Source organism: Nonomuraea gerenzanensis (genome assembly GCF_020215645.1).
GTDB lineage: Bacteria > Actinomycetota > Actinomycetes > Streptosporangiales > Streptosporangiaceae > Nonomuraea > Nonomuraea gerenzanensis.
This window is the reverse complement of sequence record NZ_CP084058.1, coordinates 364,454-384,072: the sequence shown is the minus strand read 5'-3', so window position 1 is coordinate 384,072 and position 19,619 is coordinate 364,454. Positions and strand designations below refer to the sequence as shown.

Genomic DNA, 19,619 nt, shown 5'->3' with positions numbered 1-19,619 from the left:
CCTTCAGCCCAGGCCGTGCCGTACCGCGTACAGCGCGGCCTGGGTGCGGTCCTGGACACCCAGCTTCATCAGCACGTTCGAGACGTGCGTCTTGACCGTCTTCTCCGCGACGGCCAGGCTGCGCGCGATCTCCCGGTTGGAGCGGCCCGCCGCGATCAGCGCGAGCACCTCGCGCTCGCGCTCGGTCAGCGGCACCGGCGCCGGGACGGCCGCCTGCGCCGCCGCCGTGGCCAGCATCGCCTCCGCCGCCTCCGGGGCCAGCAGCACCTGGCCGCCGTGCACGGCGCGGACGGCCTGGACGAGCGCGGGCGGATCGACGTCCTTGTAGAGGAACCCGGCGGCGCCCGCCCGCATCGCGGGCCCCACGTCGGAGGGGTCGCTCACCGAGGTCAGCACCACGATCCTGGTGCCGGTGCCCGACAGGCGTTCGAGCGCGCCGAGCCCGTCCATGACGGGCATCTTCAGGTCGAGCAGCAGCACGTCGGGCGCCAGCTCCCCGACCAGCTCGACGGCCTGCGCCCCGTCGGCCGCCTCGCCGACGACCGTGATGTCGTCCTGCAGGTCGAGGAACGTCCGCAGCCCCTGCCGCACGACCGGATGGTCGTCGGCGATCAGCACCCGGATCACACGCTCACCTCCACGCGTACGGTGGTGCCTGCGCCGGGCACCGACTCCACCGACAGCTCGCCGCCCATCGCCTCGGCCCTGTCGCGCATCGAGGCGAGCCCGAGCCCGCGCGACTCCGCCTGCTCGAACCCGCTCCCGTCGTCACGCACCACCAGCTCCAGCCTGCCGTCGGCGTACGACAGCCGCACGGTCACCGTCTCGGCCCCCGAGTGCCGCAGCGCGTTGTGCAGCGCCTCCTGCGCCACCCGCAGCACCGCCACCTCGACCGCCGAGTCGAGCGGCGGCAGCTCACCGCACTCGAACGCGACCGCGACCGGATGCAGCCGGTCGAGCAGGCGCACGTGCTTGCGCAGCGTCTCGGACAGCCCGTGCCGGTCGAGCTCGGCCGGTCGCAGCTCGACGATCACCGCCCGCAGCTCGGACAGGGCCTCGCCGGCCAGCCGCTGGACGCGTTCGAGCTCGGCGGCGGCCTTGTCGGGGGCCTTGTCCAGCATGGCGCCGGCGGCCTGCGCGGACAGGCGCAGCGAGAACAGCTTCTGGGTGACCGCGTCGTGCAGCTCCCTGGCCATCCGGTTGCGCTCCTCGACCATGGCCAGCTCGCGCCCGCGCTCGTACAGCCTGGCGTTGATCAGCGCGATCGCGGCGTGCGCGGCGAACAGCGTGAGCAGCTCCTGGTCCTCCTGGGTGAAGCCGCCGCCGGCGCGCTTGTTGGCCAGGAAGATGATGCCGAGCACCCGCTCGCCGTCGCGGATCGGCACCCCGAGGAAGTCCTTCATCACCGGGTGCGCCTTCGGCCACCACTCGAACCGCTCGTCCTCGCGCAGGTCGGGCAGCCGCACCGGGGTGCCGTCGCGCAGCATCGCGCCGAGCATGCCGTGCTGCCTGGGCAGCGGCCCGATCGCGTCCCACTGCTTGTCGGTCAGGCCCTCGGCGACGAACTCGGCGAACGAACCGTCCTCGTCGGGCACGCCGAGCGCGGCGTAGCGGGCGTCGAGCAGCCGCTGCGCGGAGCGTACGATGACCTGCAGCACCTCGCGGACCGACAGGTGGCGGGTGACCGCGAGCACCGCGGAGCTCACCGCCTGCAGGATCTCGTCTCGGTCGGAGGTCACGGCCCCCACTCTATGGTCCTAGGACGATGGGCCCAGGCCGCGACGGCCTTGCGCCCGATGTCCCGCGCGCGTGGCGTTCCTACCGTCGAAGACATGACGAACACCGCGATTATCACCGGCGCCTCCCGCGGACTCGGGCTCGCCCTGGCCAGGTCGCTGGCGGGCGCGGGCTGGAACCTCGTGCTCACCGCCCGCGGCTCCTCCGACCTGCGGCGGGCCGCCGACGAGCTGGGCGCGACCGCGATCCCCGGCGACGTGACCGACCCCGCGCACGTGCGGCGGCTGGCCGAGGCGGCGCCCGAGCTGGACCTGCTGGTCAACAACGCCAGCGACCTGGGCGTGACGCCGCTGCCACCGCTGGCGGGCTATCCGCTGGACGCGTTCAGGGCGCTGCTGGAGACGAACGTGACGGCTCCGCTCGCCCTCGTCCAGGCCACGCTGCCGGCGCTGCGCGCGTCGCGCGGCTCGATCGTGAACATCACCTCCGACGCCGCGACCGGCGCGTACGAGGGCTGGGGCGGCTACGGCGCCACCAAGGCCGCGCTGGAACAGCTCTCCAACGTGCTGTCCGCCGAGGAACCCGGCCTGCGGGTCTGGTGGGTGGACCCCGGCGAGATGAACACCCGCATGCTCGCCGACGCCGTGGGCGCCGAGGAGGCCGCGGCCGCCACGGACCCCGCCAAGGTCGCGGTGGCCCTGCACGACCTGATCGGCTCCCGCCCGGCGAGCGGGAAGGTGAGCCTGCAATGACCGCCGCACTGGACTTCTCACTGCCGCCCGGCCTGTCGGCGCACGAGCCGCCCGAGGCCAAGGGCATGGCCAGGGACGCGGTGCGCCTGATGGTCTCGCGCGGCGACCGGGATCCGTCCCACCACCGCTTCAGCGACCTGCCCGGCCTGCTGGACCCCGGCGACCTGATCGTGGTGAACAACTCGGCGACGCTGCCCGCCGCCGTCCGGCTGGACCGCCTGGCCGTGCACTTCTCGACCGTCAGGCCGGACGGCACGTGGCTGGTCGAGCTGCGCCGCCGTACCGCCAAGGGGTCGGAGCCGTACGGCGGGGGCGAGGCCGGCGAGTGGTTGCCGATGCCGGGGCGGGCCACGTTGCGGCTGGTCGGGCGGGAGACGCCGCGCCTGTGGCGGGCGGTGCTCGACCGGGACGTGGAGGCGTACCTGCGGGTGCACGGGGTGCCGATCCGCTACTCGTACGTGGAGCGGGACTGGCCGATCGAGGCGTACCAGACCGTGTTCGCGACCGTGCCGGGGAGCGCGGAGATGCCGAGCGCGGCGCGGCCGTTCACCGTCGAGCTGGTGACGGCCCTGGTGGCGCGCGGGATCGGCATCGCGCCGATCACCCTGCACACGGGCGTGGCCTCGACGGAGAAGGACGAGCCGCCCTACGCGGAACGGTACGAGGTGCCGGCGGCCACGGCCGCGCTGGTGAACCTCACCAGGCAGAACGGCGGGCGCGTGGTGGCGGCGGGCACCACGGTGGTGCGGGCGCTGGAGTCGGCCGCGGACGCCGACGGGCACGTCACCGCGTCGGCCGGCTGGACGGGGCACATCGTCACGCCCGAGGTCGGGGTGCGGGCTGTCACCGGGTTGATCACCGGGTTGCACGAGCCGCGTTCCAGTCACCTGCTCATGCTGACCGCGATCGCGGGGGAGGCGGCGCTGGCGCGGGCGTACGAGGAAGCGTTGCGAAAGGGATATCTGTGGCACGAGTTCGGCGACACGCACCTGATTCTGAAGTAATAGACTTTACGAAGATTTTAGGTTCGTGATAGGAAAAGCCGACATTTACGGGGGCCTGGTTATGTGACGTCCCCGTGTCCCTTCGTAACGGAGACGTGAATGCGAAACTCCCTGCTCAAGGGCGCTGCGCTGGCAATTGCCGCGGGCGCCCTGCTCCTCTCGGCCACTCCGGCCTCGGCCACCACCGCCGCCGAGCCGTACTCCTCCTTCGACGTGAAGGTGAAGGCCAGCAAGACCGTCAAGCCTGGCGGAGAGATCACGTACACCATCAAGGCCACCAATAAGGGCCCGCACTACGCGGACTCGTGGTTTGTCGGCGGCCAGTTCCCCAAGGGCGTCGACCTGCGCCGGATCGAGTACTGGGCCGAGAAGGGCACGCAGTGCGCGCTCGACGGACGGGCCTTCTACTGCGTCCTGCCCAGGGTCGTGGAGGTGGACGAGGCCATCACCATGAGGTTCGAGGCCAAGGTCACCAAGAAGGCCAAGGGCACCCAGACCGCGACCCTCGGCGTCGTCACCTACAACGTCGACCAGGGCATGGAGAACATGAGCAAGGAGGAGCTGGACCGGCTCGGCATCCCCGAGTACGCCTTCGCGAAGACCGTCAAGACCAAGGTCGTCCGCTAAGGTCTCACGCGCCGCGCCCGGGCCCGAATGCCGCACCTGCTTCGCGAGCATCGGACCGGGCGCAGTACCGTGGCTGGATGTGGACCAGCGCACCCTCCTGATCACACTGACCGGCCCTGACCGCCCGGGCGTCACCTCGCGTCTTTTCTCCGTCCTGTCGCGCTTTCCGGTGACGGTCGCCGACATCGAGCAGGTCGTCATCCGAGGCAGGCTCACCCTCGGCGTGCTCGTCGCGTACGCGGGCGGCCCCTCGACCGGCACCGGCACCACCCTCGGTGCCATGTGGACCGCCGTCGAACGCGTGGCCGAGGACCTCGGCATGGAGGTGGAGCTCTCCACCGGATCGCAGGCCAAGGAGCAGCGTCGCCGCGGCCGCCTGTCGGTCAGCGTGCTCGGCGCCACCCTGCAGCCCGCCGCCATCGCGGGCATCGCCGGCCGCATCGCCGCCGCCGGCGCCAACATCGACCGCATCGAGCGCCTCGCCCAGTGGCCCGTCACCTGCATCGAGCTGTCCGTCTCCGGCGCCGACCCCGACGCGCTGCGCGTCGAGCTGGCCGCCGAGGCCGCCGCGCAGGAAGTCGACGTGGCCGTGCAGCGCACCGGCCTGTCGCGCCGGGCCAAGCGCCTGATCGTCATGGACGTCGACTCGACCCTCATCCAGGGCGAGGTCATCGAGCTGCTCGCGGCGCACGCCGGCTGCCTGGAGGAGGTCGCCCGGGTCACCGAGGAGGCCATGCGCGGCGAGCTGGACTTCGCCGAGTCGCTGCGCCGCCGGGTGGCGCTGCTCGAAGGGCTGCCCGCCGAGGTGTTCGAGCACGTGCGCAAGGAGGTCGTGCTCACCCCGGGCGCCCGTACGCTGGTGCGCACGCTCAAACGGCTCGACTACCGCTTCGCCATCGTCAGCGGCGGCTTCACCCAGATCACCGACGGGCTGGTCGAGGAGCTGGGCATCGACTACTCCGCCGCGAACGTCCTCGAAGTCGTCGACGGCCACCTCACCGGGCGCGTCGTCGGGGAGATCGTCGACCGTCCCGGCAAGGCCAGGGCGCTGGAGCGCTTCGCCCGCGCGGCCAAGCTGCCGATCTCCCAGACCGTCGCCATCGGCGACGGCGCCAACGACCTCGACATGATCGCCGCCGCCGGGCTGGGGATCGCGTTCAACGCCAAGCCCGTGGTGCGGCAGGCGGCCGACACCGCGGTCAACACGCCCTACCTCGACTCGATCCTCTACCTGCTGGGGATCTCACGGGACGAGGTGGAGGCCGCGGACGCAGAGGACAACGTGCTCACGGTTCTTTAGGGTCCCACCTGGTGACCAGGCGCCCCTGCCCCGGCCAGAGCTCCTCCCACGAGGACTCCACCCCGACGACCGCGAACGCCCCCGGCCTGAACACGTAGTCGCCCCCGGCCAGGCTCAGCGCGAGCTCGTGCACGCCCGGGTTGTGCCCGCACAGCACCACGGTGCCCAGGCCGGGGTCGGTGCGCCGGACCAGCTCCAGGAGCTCCTCCGGGTAGGCCTCGTAGATGTCGCGCTCGTAGCTGATCTCCACCTCGGGGAAGGCCAGCTCGGCCGTGCGCCTGGTCCTGACCGCCGGGGAGCAGAGCACCACGTCGGGCTCCAGGCCCATCGCGCTGATCTCCTCGCCCACCCGCTTGGCGTCCCGCTCGCCCCGGTCCGTCAGGGGTCGCTCGCGGTCGGCCAGGCCGGGCACCTGGGCGGCTTTCGCGTGGCGCAACACGATCAAGGTACGCACGGAGTCATCCCGTCCTCGAGGCCCAGACGGACAGCGCGATGATCACTGCGAGGATGCCGATCATCGCCAGCAGGATCAGGCCCAGGGTCTTGCCGCCGCTGGGCCGGTTCTCATCGTTCACGCGCCCAGTTTCCCATCGGGGGGAGCGGGTGCCGCGAGAGGTGCCCTCTTCCCGCACGCGAACGCGCCCGTCCCCCGCCTCTGCGGGAAACGGGCGCGCTCGACCTCATACCTGCAACGACCTCACACCTGCTACGACGCCACGGGCTCGTGCTCACGGTTGTTGTTGCTGGCCTCCGGCTCACTGGTCACCGAACGCCGCTTGGAGACGATGATCGCGCCGACCACCACGGCCACCGCCACCACCGTGACGCCGATGCGCACGGCCGGGTTGGCCGCGTACAGCACCACCGCGGGCGCCACCAGCAGCGCCACCAGGTTCATCACCTTGATCAGCGGGTTGATGGCAGGGCCGGCGGTGTCCTTGAACGGGTCGCCGACCGTGTCGCCGATGACCGTGGCGGCGTGCGCCTCGGAGCCCTTGCCGCCGTGGTGACCGTCCTCGACGAGCTTCTTGGCGTTGTCCCAGGCGCCGCCCGAGTTGGCCAGGAAGACGGCCATCAGGGTGCCGCAGGCGATGGCGCCGGCCAGGAACGCGCCCAGCGGCGCGTACCCCAGCGCGAACCCGACCGCGATCGGCGTCATGACCGCCAGCAGACCCGGCGTGGCCAGCTCACGCAGCGAGTCGCGGGTGCAGATGTCCACGACGCGGCCGTACTCGGGCTTCTCGGTGCCGTCCATGATGCCGGGCTTGTTGCGGAACTGGTCGCGTACCTCGAAGACCACCCGCATCGCGGCCCGCCCGACCGCCATGATCGCCAGGCCGGAGAACAGGAACACGACCGCGGCGCCGATGATCAGGCCGACCAGGACGTTCGGCTGGTCGATGCTGAGCGAGAAGGTGGAGAAGCTGCCCAGCGCGCTCTTGATCGCCGGCGAGGCGGTCGCCAGCCCCTCCTCCACCGCCGTACGGAACGCGCCGAACAGCGCCGTGGCCGCCAGCACGGCCGTGGCGATGGCGATGCCCTTGGTGATGGCCTTCGTGGTGTTGCCCACGGCGTCGAGGCTGGTCAGCACGCGGGCGCCCTCGCCCTCGACGTCGCCGGACATCTCCGCGATGCCCTGGGCGTTGTCGGAGACGGGGCCGAAGGTGTCCATGGAGACGATGACGCCGACCGTGGTCAGCAGGCCGGTGCCGGCCAGGGCCACGGCGAACAGCGCGATCGTCACGTTCCCGAACCCGAGCAGGAACGCGCCGTAGACCGCGCCGCCGATGATCAGCGCCGAGTAGACCGCCGACTCCAGGCCGACGCTGATGCCGGCCAGGATGACGGTGGCGGGGCCCGTCACCGAGCTCTCGCCGATCTCCTTGACGGGGCGGCGGTTGGTCTCGGTGAAGTAGCCGGTGAGCAGCTGGATGGCGCTGGCCAGCACCAGGCCGATGAGGACCGCGCCGATGGCGATGAGCCGCGGGTCGCCGTCGAAGTTCGTGATGGTGGAGCCGGTCAGCTCGCTGAAGCTGCTCGGCAGGTACCAGAAGGCGGCCCCCGTCACCAGCACCGCCGAGATGCCGGCCGAGATGAAGAAGCTGCGGTTGATCGCGGCCATGCCGTTGCGGTCGCGGTCGCGCAGCCTGGTGACGAAGATGCCGATGATCGCCGTGAGGACGCCGATCATCGGGACGATGAGGGGGAAGACCAGCCCCTCCTCGCCGAAGGCCGCCCGGCCCAGGATGAGGCTCGCCACGAGCATGACCGCGTACGACTCGAACAGGTCGGCCGCCATGCCGGCGCAGTCACCGACGTTGTCGCCCACGTTGTCGGCGATGGTGGCGGCGTTGCGCGGGTCGTCCTCAGGGATGCCCTGCTCGACCTTGCCGACGAGGTCGGCGCCCACGTCGGCGGCCTTGGTGAAGATGCCGCCGCCGACTCGCATGAACATCGCCAGCAGCGCCGCGCCGAAACCGAAGCCTTCGAGCACGCCCGGCGCGTTGCCCTGGTAGATGAACACCACCACGGCCGCTCCGAGCAGGCCGAGGCCCACGGTGAACATGCCCGCCACGCCGCCGGTGCGGAACGCGATGCGCATCGCGCGCTTCTCCCCGCCGTCCCTGGCCGCGGCGGCGACGCGGACGTTCCCGCGCACGGCCAGCCACATGCCCATGAATCCGGTCAGCGCGGAGAAGACCGCACCGACGACGAAGAAGATCGAGCGCCCGATCCGTACGTCGGTTTCGGCGGGTAGCAGCAGCAACAGGAAGGGAATCACGACGACGAAGATCGCCAACGTGCGGAACTGACGCGTGAGGTAGGCGGCGGCGCCCTCTTGCACGGCGCGCGCGATGTTCTGCATGCGTTCGGTGCCCTGGCCGGCGGACAGCACTTCGCGCACCAGCCCGCCTGCGACGGCCAGCGCTATGAGTGCGACCGCGGCGACCACGATCACGATGGTGAGATTGTTTCCGCTCAGGGCCAGATTGGACGCTGGCTCCGCTGCCAGCATGTGCCTGCTCATCGTTCTCCTCGGCAAGACCGGTCGTCCTGCCCGGGCGGTGCTGCAGTTTTCCTCGGCGGGTGTTGCGGCACCATCCGGGTTGTGGGTGCCGCTTCCGGTTGAATCCGCGTTGCTCTGGATCACCTTGGCCGGTGCCGGGAGTCTACGCAGGCACTCGGCGGATATGAAGGCTCTCGCGGCCGGTAATTGTGCGAGTGTCTAGTAATCCCCTGCCAGGGAGGTGGTTTGGTATCTGACAGGGGGAATTTCCCTTTGTTTACGGCCACTGCAAGGTGGGTTATCGGTCGGACCGAAAAGGGGGATGGTTGGGGGTGTGGGGGTAGGGGGTGCAGGTCTTGGCGGCGTAGGCCCTCGCGGCGCCAGTTTCCACGGCGTACGCCCTTCTGTGGCGCAAGGACTCCTGCGGCGAGAGCCCCCGCTCCGGCGCAAGCCCCTCCTCCGCATCAGCCCTCCTGCGGCGGGAACGTCCTCAGCGGCGGACGGCCGCCGTGCGGCCTCGCGGCACGAGCTCGGCGGCGCGCGAGCCCTGCGCAGCACAAGCCTCCGCACCGAGAGGCCCCGCAGCGCGGTTCTCCACAGCGCACATCCTCGCAACAGGATTCCCGGCGCAAGCTTGCACAACGCGAGCCCTCACAGCGCGCGTCTCCGCAACGCGAGCCCTCACAGCGCGCGTCTCCGCAACGCAAGCCCGCACCGCAGAAGCCGCCGCAGCGCGAGCCGTGAACGCGGTTCCCCAACGCGAGCCCCTAAGGCGCAGACCCACAGAGCGGCGCGCCTCCACCGCCCACATCCCCACAGTTCACCGTTCCCGCGGCCAACGCCTCACAACGAGCCCCAAGAACCGGGTTGGTCCCGAAATTCTCGCATGCGAACTTCACTTGACGCCATGGCAGCGAAATCGCAGCGAGCATGACCCAACAATTACCAAGCAGTGAAGACCAATTTAATTCGCGTTATGCGCCTGGGCCTGAAGAGCGCAGCGCAAACTGCCTCAGGTACGGCACTCGACGCCCAACCACCCGCCCGGCCGGACACCCTTCCCGTGCGAAAAGGCGCCCACCCCGAAAGGCGGCCCGGCACCCACGCGGACGACGCCGACCTCAGAGACCAGCCAGAAACCGCCCCTCGAGCCCACCGACTCCACCCCAGACAGTCCACCAGCCCGGAAAGCCCTGGAGCCGCTCAGACCCCGCCCCCACATTCGGGCCGACCCGAAAGCAGGCCGACCCCGAAGCCGGACATCAACCCACCATGCCCGGCCCCCGACTGGAGCCCGTGGTCAGACCCCCACAGCGGCAGGCCAGCTCATCCGGATGTTCGTCCCCTTGGGGCTGGGAAACACTTCCACGTCATCAGCCAAACCCTCGATGACCGCAAGCCCGAAGTTCGACATGAACGAATCGGACAGCATGCCGAGATCAAGCGGCCGCTCCTGCTTGATCTCCTCGCTGGGGGCTTGGTCGCTGACCGTGACTTCGAAGCGCCCGGAGTCGTCACGCAGCTCGATGCGGATGGGCTCGCCCGGACAGTGAGCGCGATGTGCCTCCACTGCCCGGGAGCACGCCTCACCCACGGCGAGCCGGACCTCGTCCAGCAGGGACTCCTCCACACCGGTGCGGCGAGCGATCGCCGTCGCCACCAGCCGGGCGGTGCGCACATGCGCGGGGAGGGCGCTGAACGTCAGCTCGACGGTAGCCATGCTACTTGTCTTTGCCGTGAGCTTCCTTGGCCTCGTCGACCGAAGCGTAGATCCCGAAGACCTTGGTCAGCCCGGTGATCCGGAAGATCTTGAGGATGCGCTCCTGCGTGCAGACGAGCTCGAGGGAGCCGTCGTGCGCACGTACCCGCTTGAGCCCCCCGACCAGGACACCGAGGCCCGTGGAGTCGAGGAAGTCGACCTTCTCCATGTTCACAAGAAGGTGGAAGTTGCCCTTGTTGACCAGGTCGATGAGGAGCTCACGCAATCTCGGCGCCGTGTAGACATCGATCTCACCCTCGACCTCCACGATGGTGAGTCGGTCTTCGGTGCGGTGATCCAACTTCAGATCCACAGATCCTCCAGCGCCTCGCCTGCGAAAGTACTCTTGCGGGCCTGGCAATCTGGAGCGTGGCCCCAGACTGTCCGACCCTGACGCGCGGCATTCAACCACGCGCCTGGCTTGTGTCTATACGAAATCACGATTCCCGGCGACTTTGCCCATCGATGCAAGACTGGAAACAGTGACTTCCTCCGGATCCTCCCCACAACAGGCAGGTCCACTCCTCCACCACCTGCTTGGCGTTCCCGCACGTCACGAGCGTGTCACCCATGTGGAGCATGTTCCAGCACGTCAGGCGGGTCAAGTCCGTTGGCCCGAGTGGACGCCTGAAGTACTTGTTACGCGCTTGGCGAACCGCGGGGTGACAGGACTCTGGCCTCACCAGTACGAAGCCGCGGACCTGGCACACCGTGGCCGAAACGTGATCATCTCTACAGGCACGGCCTCCGGCAAGTCCCTGGCGTACCTCACCCCGGCGATCGCCTCGTGTCTCGGCGGCGGCACGGTCCTCTACCTGACGCCGACCAAGGCGCTGGCCGCCGACCAGCTCCGCGGCCTGCGCGAGCTGCGCATCACCCAGCTCCGCGCGGCCTGCTTCGACGGCGACACGCCGTTCGAGGAGCGCACCTGGGTCCGCCAGCACGCCAACTACGTCCTGACGAACCCCGACATGCTCCACCGCAGCATCCTGCCCCGGCACGCGCAGTGGTCGTCGTTCTTCCGCCGGCTGCGCATGGTCGTCGTGGACGAGTGTCACGGCTACCGCGGCGTCTTCGGCTCGCACGTCGCCCAGATCCTGCGCCGCCTGCGCCGCGCCTGCGCCCGCTACAACTCCCGGCCCACGTTCGTGCTCGCCTCGGCGACGGCCAGCGAGCCGGGCGTGTTCGCGACGAGGCTGACGGGGCTTGAGATGGACGAGGTGACGGTGGACGCCTCCCCCAAGGGCTCCACCACCATCGCGTTGTGGGAGCCGCCCCTGACGGAGCTCCGGGGCGAGGGAGGGGCTCCTGTGCGGCGGACGGCCACGGCGGAGGCGGCCGACCTCCTGGCGGACCTCGTTCTGGCCGACGTACGCACCCTCGCCTTCGTCCGCTCCCGCCGCGGCGCCGAAACCGTCGCCCTGTCGGCCCGCGCCAAACTCGCCGACGTCGCCTTCTCCATCTCGCCCCCCTTCCCTGTCACCCCCTCCACCTTCCCCGCTCCCTCGGGCTCCCCTGCCACTCCCACAGCTCCCTCCAACCCCTCCCAGCCCCGGATCGACGCTCCTCCTCCCCCCGCTCCCATGACCCTCTCGGGCCCTCCTGGCACGCCCTCCGAGCACCACCCCGAGACCACGGAGCCGACAGCACCGGGATCCCCCCATGGCCCACTAACCTGGGCCCTGCCCGAGCCCCCCGACCCAGACCTGGCCGAGCTCCCCAACAAGATCGCCGCCTACCGGGCCGGCTACCTCGCCGAGGACCGCAGACTCCTCGAAAAGGCACTCCGCGCCGGCACGATCATGGGCCTGGCCACCACGAACGCCCTGGAGCTCGGCGTCGACGTCTCCGGCCTCGACGCCGTACTGATCACAGGCTGGCCTGGCACCCGCGCCTCCCTCTGGCAGCAGGCGGGCCGCGCGGGCCGCGACGGCCAGGATGCGCTCGCCGTACTGATCGCCAGGGACGACCCGCTGGACACCTACCTCGTCCACCACCCCGACGCCCTGTTCGGCCAGCCCGTGGAGGCGATCGTCCTGGACCCGGGCAACCCGTACGTCCTAGGCCCTCACCTCTGCGCCGCCGCCGCTGAGATCCCGCTGACCGAGGACGACCTGCCGATCTTCGGCCCCACCACCTCGAACGTGCTCGCCGACCTCGTTGAGCAGGGCCTGCTCAGAAGGCGCCCGGCCGGCTGGTTCTGGACCAGGCGCGAACGCGCCACCGACCTCGCCGACATCCGAGGCGGCGGAGGCAGCCCCATCCAGGTCGTGGAAGCCTCCACCGGCCGCCTCCTGGGCAGCGTGGACGAGCCCTCGGCCCACACGACGGTCCACACCGGCGCGGTCTACCTGCACCAGGGCGAGACCTTCCTCGTGGAGCTCCTGGACCTGGACGCCGGCGTCGCCCTGGTCACCAGCGCCAACCCGGACTACTCCACGTTCGCCCGCGACGTCACCGACATCTCCATCCTCTCCACCGAACGCTCCCAATCTCTCGGCCCAGGAACCCTGCACTTCGGCGAGGTGGAAGTCACCCGCCAGGTCGTCTCCTACCTCAAGCGACGCCTGCAATCCGGCGAGATGCTCGGCGACGAGCCCCTAGAGCTGCCACCCCGCACCCTCCGCACCCGCGCCGTCTGGTGGACGCTCCCCGCCTCCGCCGTAGCGCCTCTCGCGGAAGCCGGCATCGACCTCGGCGGAGCCGCCCACGCCGCCGAACACGCCTCGATCGGCCTGCTCCCCCTCTTCGCCACCTGCGACCGCTGGGACATCGGCGGCGTCTCCACGGAGCTGCACGCCGACACGGGCCTGCTCACGGTCTTCGTGTACGACGGCCACGAGGGCGGCGCCGGCTTCGCCGAACGCGGCTACGCCCGCGCCATCGACTGGCTGACGGCCACCCGCGAAGCGATCACGTCCTGCGAATGCGAACGAGGCTGCCCGTCCTGCATCCAATCCCCGAAATGCGGCAACGGCAACGAGCCCTTGGACAAACGAGGAGCTATCCGGCTCCTCAACACACTGCTACTCGAATCGCCATGATTTCATTTCGCCACAAGCAGATCAGCAGCACACCTGAGCAATTTCCCAACAGCAGCATCAAACCATGGAAAGTAATCGGAAAGAGCCATACCCAAACACCCGCAAGCTGCCCATACAGCCGCATCAACCCCCGGCACATACACCCCCGGACCTCCAGCTACACCCCACACCGAAAGCGCGCAACGGATTTATGAGACCCATGCCGAAATTCGGTCTTAGCGCGCACAGGAGATCAAGCGGGATCACTTGCCGCATGCGATGAAATGAAGGCCTGACCGTCTAGAGCAGCCGGACACCAGGGCACTCGCCGGCACCTCCCTAACTTTCACCGCCTCTGTGCCGACGCCCCGAATAAATCCACTCATCTCCCTTCCCGTTGCCACTGCGCTCCCCCTCCTGATCAGCGGCCCAGAAGTCATCAGCTCCCGGCTGTGGACGCTCCCAGAACCCGCTGTCCTCCATCGACCTCGGCGACGGCGGCAGGTAATCGTCCCAACGCTCCTCAAGCCGTACGGCGGGAACCACGGTCGGCACGGCAGGCTCAGGCACATCCGTGACCGCCGAACTCGGCAGGGCTATGTGCAGCGGCCCCTGCTGCCCCTTCCGCTCCTCCTGCCGTCCCCGAGCGCCGCCCAACTCATCACCAGCGGCGCCACAGTCCTGCAACGTACCGCCGGCGACCTCACCATGCACCCGACCGGACGCGGACGCCACCTCACGCCCTTGACCGGGCGCAGGCATCTCCCCACGCACGCGACCTGGCGCAGGCATCTCCTCACGCACGCGACCTGGCGCAGGCGTCTCCCCACGCACGCGACCTGGCGCAGACACCTGCCCGCCCGCCCGATCCAACTCTGGCGCCCGACCGAACTCGGGCAGCTCCTGCCGCCCAGGAGCAGCGCCATACGGCGGCACCCCGGCACCGTACGGCGGCACCCCAGCCGCAGCATGCGGCGGCGACTCCTGGCCACGGGCAGCACAGCGCGGCGACGACTCCTGGCCACGGGCAGCACAGCGCGGCGACGACTCCTCGCCCGCGACACCACCACGTGACGACGACTCCTCGTCAGCGGCAACACGCGGCGGCAAGCCCAGCCCTCCCTCACCAGGCCGCCGACTCCGGCCATCCGGCGACGATCCCACCTCACGACTGAGCTGCTGGTCCCGGACGCCGAGTGGCCGCTCGATCCCCGTCCCGGGAGCCTGCGAAGGCCGAGAAGGCTGCTCAGGCACACGGGTCTTGGCGACGGCCAGGATGACGGCGGGCCGACGAGTCGCTGCCGCCGTGGCGGGTGAAGTGCTGCCATCCTCCTGCCTGACCTGCGGCCCGGCATGCGTGCTGGGTACCTGTGCCACCGCAGCGGAATGCGTACCGGTGTCGGCCGATACCGTCGGAGCGGGACCACCTCCACCCGTTCCAGCGGCCAGCGCACGTCGCCTGGCCCAAGCGCCCGCGTGGGCACCGATCAGCAGCAGGAGGATGCCTCCCGCAACGTAAAGGCCGTACTGGCCGATGTTCCCGATCGACGACTCGCTCGACTGAGCCTGCACCGCATCGCTCCGCACGGGAGCCTCGTCGGCGCCGTCCTTCGCATCGGCCGGCACCAGACCGTCGTTCTGCCCCTGCTCGTCAGCAGTGGGGAGGGGAAGGTTACCGCTCGGGTCGGTGTCGGGTATGTCGGGCAGCTTCGTGGTCGTCGGCTTGCGTGGGCGACTGGTCGGCTTGGTGGTCGGTTTGGCGGAAGGAACGGCCTGCGGCTTCTTGGCAGGCAGGGTCGGCAGGGGATCGACGCCCTGAGCGTCCCTGTTCTTCGGCGTCTGAGCGCTGTCAGCGGCCTTCTTCGTCGGCTGGGCAGCGGGCGGGGCGGGGAAGGTGACGTACGCCGCCGCCGAGTCGCCCGACCCGACAGAACCGCCGTCCCCATCCCCTCTGAACGCCTTGACCGAGAACCCCACCCGCTGTCCTACCGCCTTGGACGGCACCGCCAGCACCGCCTTGCACGAGGAACCCGCGCACGCGCTGTCTGCGGACAGCCGCCCGACGACGCCCGACTGGGTGTTGGAGACCTCGTAGGACTGCAGGTCCGGCTCGGATCCCCTGCTCCACGTCACGAGAACCTTGCCGGTGCCCTGCCTGCTCGCGTTCACGCCCCCTGGCACTTCAGCCGGCCGGCGCAGCTTGAACGTGCTGGTCGCGTACCTGTTGCCGGTGATCTCTCCCTTGAGGGTCACGGTGAAGGTCCCGTTGGGGGCACTGCCTGCGTCGAACGTCCCGGACAGCGTCTGGTTGGCGCCACCGGAGGCGATCTTCTGGCTGGGCGTGGACGGCCCGTCGACGTACAGCCCCATCCTCAGCTGCATGAGCCCCGTACGTGCGGAGACCGTCACGGACGAGCCCGAGATCACCGCGCCGTCGGAGGGCGAGGTGATCTGCCCGGAGGAGGCGCCGTGTTCCGCTACTGAGCCGGCTCTCTGAGCTACCGAGCCGGGTTTCTGAGCTACTGAGTCGGCATTGTGAGCTACCGAGTCGGTCTGTTCCGCTACCGCGGACGCCTGGGCGGTGCCGCCGAGCGCGATGGATCCGGCAACGATCATCCCTGCGGCTACAACTCTGCCGACTACCGCCACGACGCTTCCCTCCATCGAGAGCCTCGCGCCGCCTGAGCACCCTCAGGGCGTTCATGCGACGACCGGAAGTGCAGTGCGCCCGGTCGGCACGGTCACCGACCGTCCCCGGGACCCGCACCCTAGCGACTGCGCTCCTGCTCTCCCAGGCTCCTTGACGCATACGGCATGGACCGAGGGTAAGCGGAACCTTACGGGAGACATCCGACTCTTGGACACCACGTCTAAGAAGTCGTGACTTGATTGCGACCTTGCCTCTCAGTCCTCAATCGCCCCATGAACGCCCGCCCTTACAACTGCCTTCTCTCCCGGCTGCTGCCGCTCGGCAAGCTGAGCTCACGCCTACTGTCCGAGCCTGGCTCGCCGCAGGCGCTCAGGCCGGTCAGCAGGAGTCCGCCAGCTCACCACCCGACGGGCGATCCCATGAGCTGACAAGTGATCTTGCGATGGTCCGCTTAGTGAGCCGCGAGTTGATTTCGTGAGCCGCGGGTTGATCCCGTCAGTCGAAGGTGGATGCCGTGGGGCCGGCGCGGGATCTGCCTTGCACGGTGCGACGGCCTAATAACGGCAGCGAGATGGGTAGTGCGGTCCAGATATCGGCGATGTCGTCAGTTATGTGGCAGTTCACGAGCTCGACGCCGTTTTCTGCAGCCAGTTCGGCAGCTTTGGCGCAGGCTCCTTCCGGGTCGCTCAGCGCTAGTTTGGCTGCTGCTAGAGCGCTGAGGTCGGCGGCGCTGTTGGCCCGGTGATGGGCCACGCGAACGGAACCCACTGTGGCGAGCGCGATCGCCACCGCCATCAGCAGCCCCATGAGCGCCACACCCCACAGGGTGGCCGAACCGCGATCTTTGGCTGTGATCCTTTTCTCCTGGCGTCGGCCCACGAGGGGACGGGTGTCCGTTGGCTGATCGCTGGGGTGGCGTGGTGTCACTGCTCGGTGGCTGCCGTGGCGGTGGCCGATACGCGGACTGCGGGTAGGGAGTTGCCCCAGGAAGGGCGTACTTCCACGATGATCTGCACCTTTGTGAGTTCGGGATCTCGAGTAATGGCTACTTGGGCGGTCGGGGTGGTGGCTGCCTGGGTGAAGGCGCGGACCTGGTCCAGGGGCTCGCCTCTGGCTGCGGCGCGAGCCGCCATGCGGGCGGCGTCCACGCATTCGAGTTGGACGGCGACGGCCTGGATGGCCCACAGGGCCGCCGCCAGCACCACCATGAGGGCGGGCAGCATCGCGGCGGTCTCGGCCGTCACCGAGCCCCGCGATGCAGACCGCTTGATGCTCCTGGAGGTCCGCGTGCGGCGCGGCGTCACTCCTGCCCGGTTTTGAGCGCTCGGTCAATGAGTGAGGTCAGCATTTCCTGGACTTCCGGGCTGCTCACGACCTTGTAGAGCAGCGCGGCGAAAGCGCAGGCCGCGATGGTTCCTACTGCGTACTCGGCGGTGGACATGCCGTGCTCGCGGTGGATGTTCGCGTAGTGGAGCCACTTGTTCGTTCGCGGGCGAGAGCTGCTTATGCGGTGCGGGTTGGCACGTGGGGAGGGGAGCGATGACTCATCGGCGTTCGCGGGGGCTTGGGCGGTAGGGCCCTCTTGGTGATCGGCGGGGGCGGTGGTGAAGGACTCGTGGGTGGGTTGATTCGTTGCGATGCTGCGGCGGCTCAAGGGGATGGCTGCGGTGATGGTGAGGTCTGCTGCGGAGTTGGCGGTGAGATCGGTTGTGAGGCCGACTGCGCCGCGAGAGTGCTGCTGGGGTGTCGAGGGGGGTGCTGCGGCGGCTGTAGGGCTGCGGATGAGCTGGCGGCCCGGATGAGTGGCTGGTGTGGTGGTGGCCGCATGCACGTGGGTGGCTGCGATGTCGTCTGGCTTGGTGGCGGGACTGTGCATCTTGCCTCCAGGGGTTGGGAGCCGGGGTTTGTCCGGCGGGAGTTCAAGAGTGGCGGAGGCGGGGCGCGGGGATGTGGGCCGAATGGGGTTCTGTGGATAAGGCCGAGGGGGTGGTGGATGTCTTGTGGATGGGAGTCGGGAGAGCGGCGGGCACCGCGCCGATGCACAGGGGGAGGGGTCAACGGCCGCTTCGTCGCCGGGCCCGCGTTCGCCAAGGTGAAGCCGCTCTTCGATCGGGAGCTGGAGCTCTTGGAACAGGACGACGAGGACCCTGAGGCATGGGAGACGGCATATGACCAGGTGACGGGGGCCGTCAGTCTGGTCTCACCACGCGGGCCGGTCGCTGAGTTCCTGCTGCATGTCCAAGACGATCGAGCCTGGTTCCGGTGGAGCGATGAGCCGTTTGACATGGAATAGGCGGCGTCGGCTGAGCGGCCGGTGATCATTGCTCGCGGTGCGTCGTCGTACGACTGGGGGCCTGTCATCCGGCGACGCCGGCCTGGTGCGAGGGGGTGCGGGCAAACCAGTAGGAGTCGGTTCCGGTTTCTCGCGCGTGGTGTCGTCCGTTCCCTCTGTCGGCAAGCCGTCTCCTGGGCCGAGCAGGAGGAGTGCGTCAGCCGCGCTCCTCCAACCACGCGACGACGGAACGGACGAAACCGTCGACACGCGACAAGGGTTCGCCGGTGAACACCGCGTGCAGGTGCCCGACCCCGACCGCGTCGTTCCAGGCCCAGGCGCGTCGGGAGATCTCCTCGTCGGTGGCGCGGAGGACGTCCCAGCCGTGCCAGGTCGCGACGAGCGCCGCGTCGATCGCCGGATCGGACAGGATCGCCATGTCCCAGTCGACGACGCCGATAAGCTTGCCGTCCTCGGCGAAGTGGACGTTGCTCCCGCCGAGGTCGCCGTGGACAAGGCTGGCCGGGACCTCCTCGATCGCCAGCAGCGAGTCCAGTCGCTGCCGGACTCCGTCACGCCACTTCGTCGGCAGGCGCGGGACGATCTCGTCATTCAGGATGTCGGCCCAGCCCAAGCCATCGGCATGCCGGCGCGGCCTGCGGAGAACGGCGTCGAGCGCCGGCGAGATCTCGGCCCCGCGCAGTGCCTCCAAGAGCGAGCCGAACGCCGCCGGGTCTCCGACTCCTTCCGGTAGCCCCTCCCCGTCGATCCACGAGATCGCGACGGCCGCATGCTCTCCGAACGTGGCCACCGCAGTCAGCGGCTCCGGCACGGCGAAAGGCAGGCCGGCCGCCGCAACGGCGCGAAGAATCTCCATCCGGCGCGGCAACTCGGCGGCGGCATCGGAGCGCTTGCTGATACGGACGGCGGCGACGGCGGGGAACAACACGACGTGGTGCATGTTCCCGTGCTCGGCAAGACGTGCGGAGGCAAGAGGGGCGTCGGGGACGAGCGCTTCAGCGATCTCCAGCAGGTTGGCGGGGACTGGTTGGGGCATCCCGCCATTTTGGTGGACGATCGCACCCGGTGAAGCCTTCGTGACGCCCGAAACCATCGGCGGCCAGGAGCTTCCGCGCCCATGACGACACTGTGGCCAATGCTCATCAGGCCGTACACCCGCCGACTCGTCACTGCGGTCGCTTTCGCCGTGCATCGCGTCGAAGACCAAGCCCGACAGCCACCTTTCCGCCGGGAAGGCCAGCGGTGCGGGTGCGGCGTCCGCTGCATCCCGGGGAGTGGTGTGCGGGTTTGGGCAGGCGGAAATGGGACGGTCATCGCATGATCCCCCGCAGCAACGGTTCCGAGGAAGAGAACGGCGATGACCGCGGACAACAGTGTGACGTCTGAGTGGTGGTCGGCGCAGCGGGACGAGAGCGGCGATCCGCGATGTGGCGATCTATGGTGAAGATCATGACTTGAGGTGTTGGG

General features: G+C 69.5%; 16 protein-coding genes. 5 read left to right on the top strand and 11 right to left on the bottom strand.

The annotated features are described in order from the left end of the window. Positions 1-3: 3 nt before the first annotated feature. Positions 4-627 (bottom strand): response regulator, encoded by a 624-nt coding sequence (locus tag LCN96_RS01945; protein ID WP_311132188.1) that lies wholly within the window; start codon positions 625-627, stop codon positions 4-6. Beyond that, positions 624-1,739 (bottom strand): GAF domain-containing sensor histidine kinase, encoded by a 1,116-nt coding sequence (locus LCN96_RS01940; RefSeq protein WP_225270870.1) that lies wholly within the window; start codon positions 1,737-1,739, stop codon positions 624-626. Before LCN96_RS01940 ends, LCN96_RS01945 begins: the two co-directional genes overlap by 4 nt. 93 nt (positions 1,740-1,832) lie before the next feature. Here LCN96_RS01940 and LCN96_RS01935 point away from each other — a divergent pair, with 93 nt between their 5' ends. From LCN96_RS01935 to serB, 4 genes are all read left to right on the top strand, one after another. Continuing rightward, the gene (locus tag LCN96_RS01935; RefSeq protein ID WP_225270869.1) at positions 1,833-2,489 is read left to right on the top strand and encodes an SDR family oxidoreductase; all 657 of its coding nucleotides are present in this window, start codon (positions 1,833-1,835) and stop codon (positions 2,487-2,489) included. Continuing rightward, a complete protein-coding gene (locus tag LCN96_RS01930) occupies positions 2,486-3,493 on the top strand; it encodes an S-adenosylmethionine:tRNA ribosyltransferase-isomerase (protein WP_225270868.1) in 1,008 nt (335 codons plus the stop codon). Before LCN96_RS01935 ends, LCN96_RS01930 begins: the two co-directional genes overlap by 4 nt. A 99-nt stretch (positions 3,494-3,592) precedes the next feature. Next, positions 3,593-4,120: a DUF11 domain-containing protein gene (locus LCN96_RS01925; RefSeq protein ID WP_225270867.1), complete on the top strand. Its 528-nt coding sequence runs from the start codon at positions 3,593-3,595 to the stop codon at positions 4,118-4,120. Positions 4,121-4,199: 79 nt separating this feature from the next. Beyond that, on the top strand, positions 4,200-5,420 hold the full coding sequence (gene serB / locus LCN96_RS01920; protein ID WP_225270866.1) for a phosphoserine phosphatase SerB: 1,221 nt from the start codon (positions 4,200-4,202) through the stop codon (positions 5,418-5,420). On the opposite strand, the gene LCN96_RS01915 is transcribed toward serB, so the two are convergent. From LCN96_RS01915 to LCN96_RS01900, 4 genes are all read right to left on the bottom strand, one after another. After that, positions 5,407-5,874 carry a SixA phosphatase family protein gene (locus LCN96_RS01915; protein WP_225270865.1) on the bottom strand — a complete coding sequence of 156 codons (468 nt, stop codon included), beginning with the start codon at positions 5,872-5,874 and terminating at the stop codon, positions 5,407-5,409. The genes serB and LCN96_RS01915 overlap by 14 nt on opposite strands. Before the next feature lie 252 nt (positions 5,875-6,126). After that, positions 6,127-8,448 (bottom strand): sodium-translocating pyrophosphatase, encoded by a 2,322-nt coding sequence (locus LCN96_RS01910; protein WP_225270864.1) that lies wholly within the window; start codon positions 8,446-8,448, stop codon positions 6,127-6,129. Between the two features lie 1,279 nt (positions 8,449-9,727). Beyond that, a complete protein-coding gene (locus LCN96_RS01905) occupies positions 9,728-10,147 on the bottom strand; it encodes an ATP-binding protein (protein ID WP_225270863.1) in 420 nt (139 codons plus the stop codon). A 1-nt stretch (position 10,148) separates the two neighbouring features. Then, positions 10,149-10,499 carry an STAS domain-containing protein gene (locus LCN96_RS01900; protein ID WP_043629845.1) on the bottom strand — a complete coding sequence of 117 codons (351 nt, stop codon included), beginning with the start codon at positions 10,497-10,499 and terminating at the stop codon, positions 10,149-10,151. Positions 10,500-10,908: 409 nt separating this feature from the next. On the opposite strand from LCN96_RS01900, the gene LCN96_RS01895 reads away from it, so the two are divergent. After that, on the top strand, positions 10,909-13,230 hold the full coding sequence (locus tag LCN96_RS01895; RefSeq protein ID WP_263657427.1) for a DEAD/DEAH box helicase: 2,322 nt from the start codon (positions 10,909-10,911) through the stop codon (positions 13,228-13,230). 318 nt (positions 13,231-13,548) lie between these two features. On the opposite strand, the gene LCN96_RS01890 is transcribed toward LCN96_RS01895, so the two are convergent. The 5 genes from LCN96_RS01890 to LCN96_RS01865 form a co-directional block, all read right to left on the bottom strand. After that, positions 13,549-15,579, bottom strand: coding sequence for a hypothetical protein (locus tag LCN96_RS01890; RefSeq protein WP_225270861.1), 2,031 nt, complete (start codon positions 15,577-15,579; stop codon positions 13,549-13,551). A 775-nt stretch (positions 15,580-16,354) separates the two neighbouring features. After that, a complete protein-coding gene (locus tag LCN96_RS01885) occupies positions 16,355-16,738 on the bottom strand; it encodes an Rv3654c family TadE-like protein (protein WP_225270860.1) in 384 nt (127 codons plus the stop codon). Between the two features lie 44 nt (positions 16,739-16,782). Then, the gene (locus LCN96_RS01880) at positions 16,783-17,103 is read right to left on the bottom strand and encodes a TadE family type IV pilus minor pilin (protein ID WP_225270859.1); all 321 of its coding nucleotides are present in this window, start codon (positions 17,101-17,103) and stop codon (positions 16,783-16,785) included. Positions 17,104-17,159: 56 nt separating this feature from the next. Then, complete coding sequence (locus tag LCN96_RS57055; RefSeq protein WP_311132186.1) at positions 17,160-17,735, bottom strand: DUF4244 domain-containing protein; 576 nt, start codon at positions 17,733-17,735, stop codon at positions 17,160-17,162. A 613-nt stretch (positions 17,736-18,348) separates the two neighbouring features. Then, entirely contained in the window at positions 18,349-19,359 is a 1,011-nt protein-coding gene (locus LCN96_RS01865; RefSeq protein WP_225270858.1) for an aminoglycoside phosphotransferase family protein, read from the bottom strand. Positions 19,360-19,619: the final 260 nt, after the last annotated feature.

What these genes read in the sequence shown, in the direction of transcription:
- LCN96_RS01925 (WP_225270867.1), top strand. Translation starts at nt 3,593, where the DNA reads ATGCGAAACTCCCTGCTCAAGGGCGCTGCGCTGGCAATTGCCGCGGGC.
- LCN96_RS01905 (WP_225270863.1), bottom strand. Translation starts at nt 10,147, where the DNA reads ATGGCTACCGTCGAGCTGACGTTCAGCGCCCTCCCCGCGCATGTGCGC.
- LCN96_RS57055 (WP_311132186.1), bottom strand. Translation starts at nt 17,735, where the DNA reads ATGCACAGTCCCGCCACCAAGCCAGACGACATCGCAGCCACCCACGTG.
- LCN96_RS01890 (WP_225270861.1), bottom strand. Translation starts at nt 15,579, where the DNA reads ATGGGGCTGTACGTCGACGGGCCGTCCACGCCCAGCCAGAAGATCGCC.
- LCN96_RS01910 (WP_225270864.1), bottom strand. Translation starts at nt 8,448, where the DNA reads ATGAGCAGGCACATGCTGGCAGCGGAGCCAGCGTCCAATCTGGCCCTG.
- LCN96_RS01930 (WP_225270868.1), top strand. Translation starts at nt 2,486, where the DNA reads ATGACCGCCGCACTGGACTTCTCACTGCCGCCCGGCCTGTCGGCGCAC.
- LCN96_RS01935 (WP_225270869.1), top strand. Translation starts at nt 1,833, where the DNA reads ATGACGAACACCGCGATTATCACCGGCGCCTCCCGCGGACTCGGGCTC.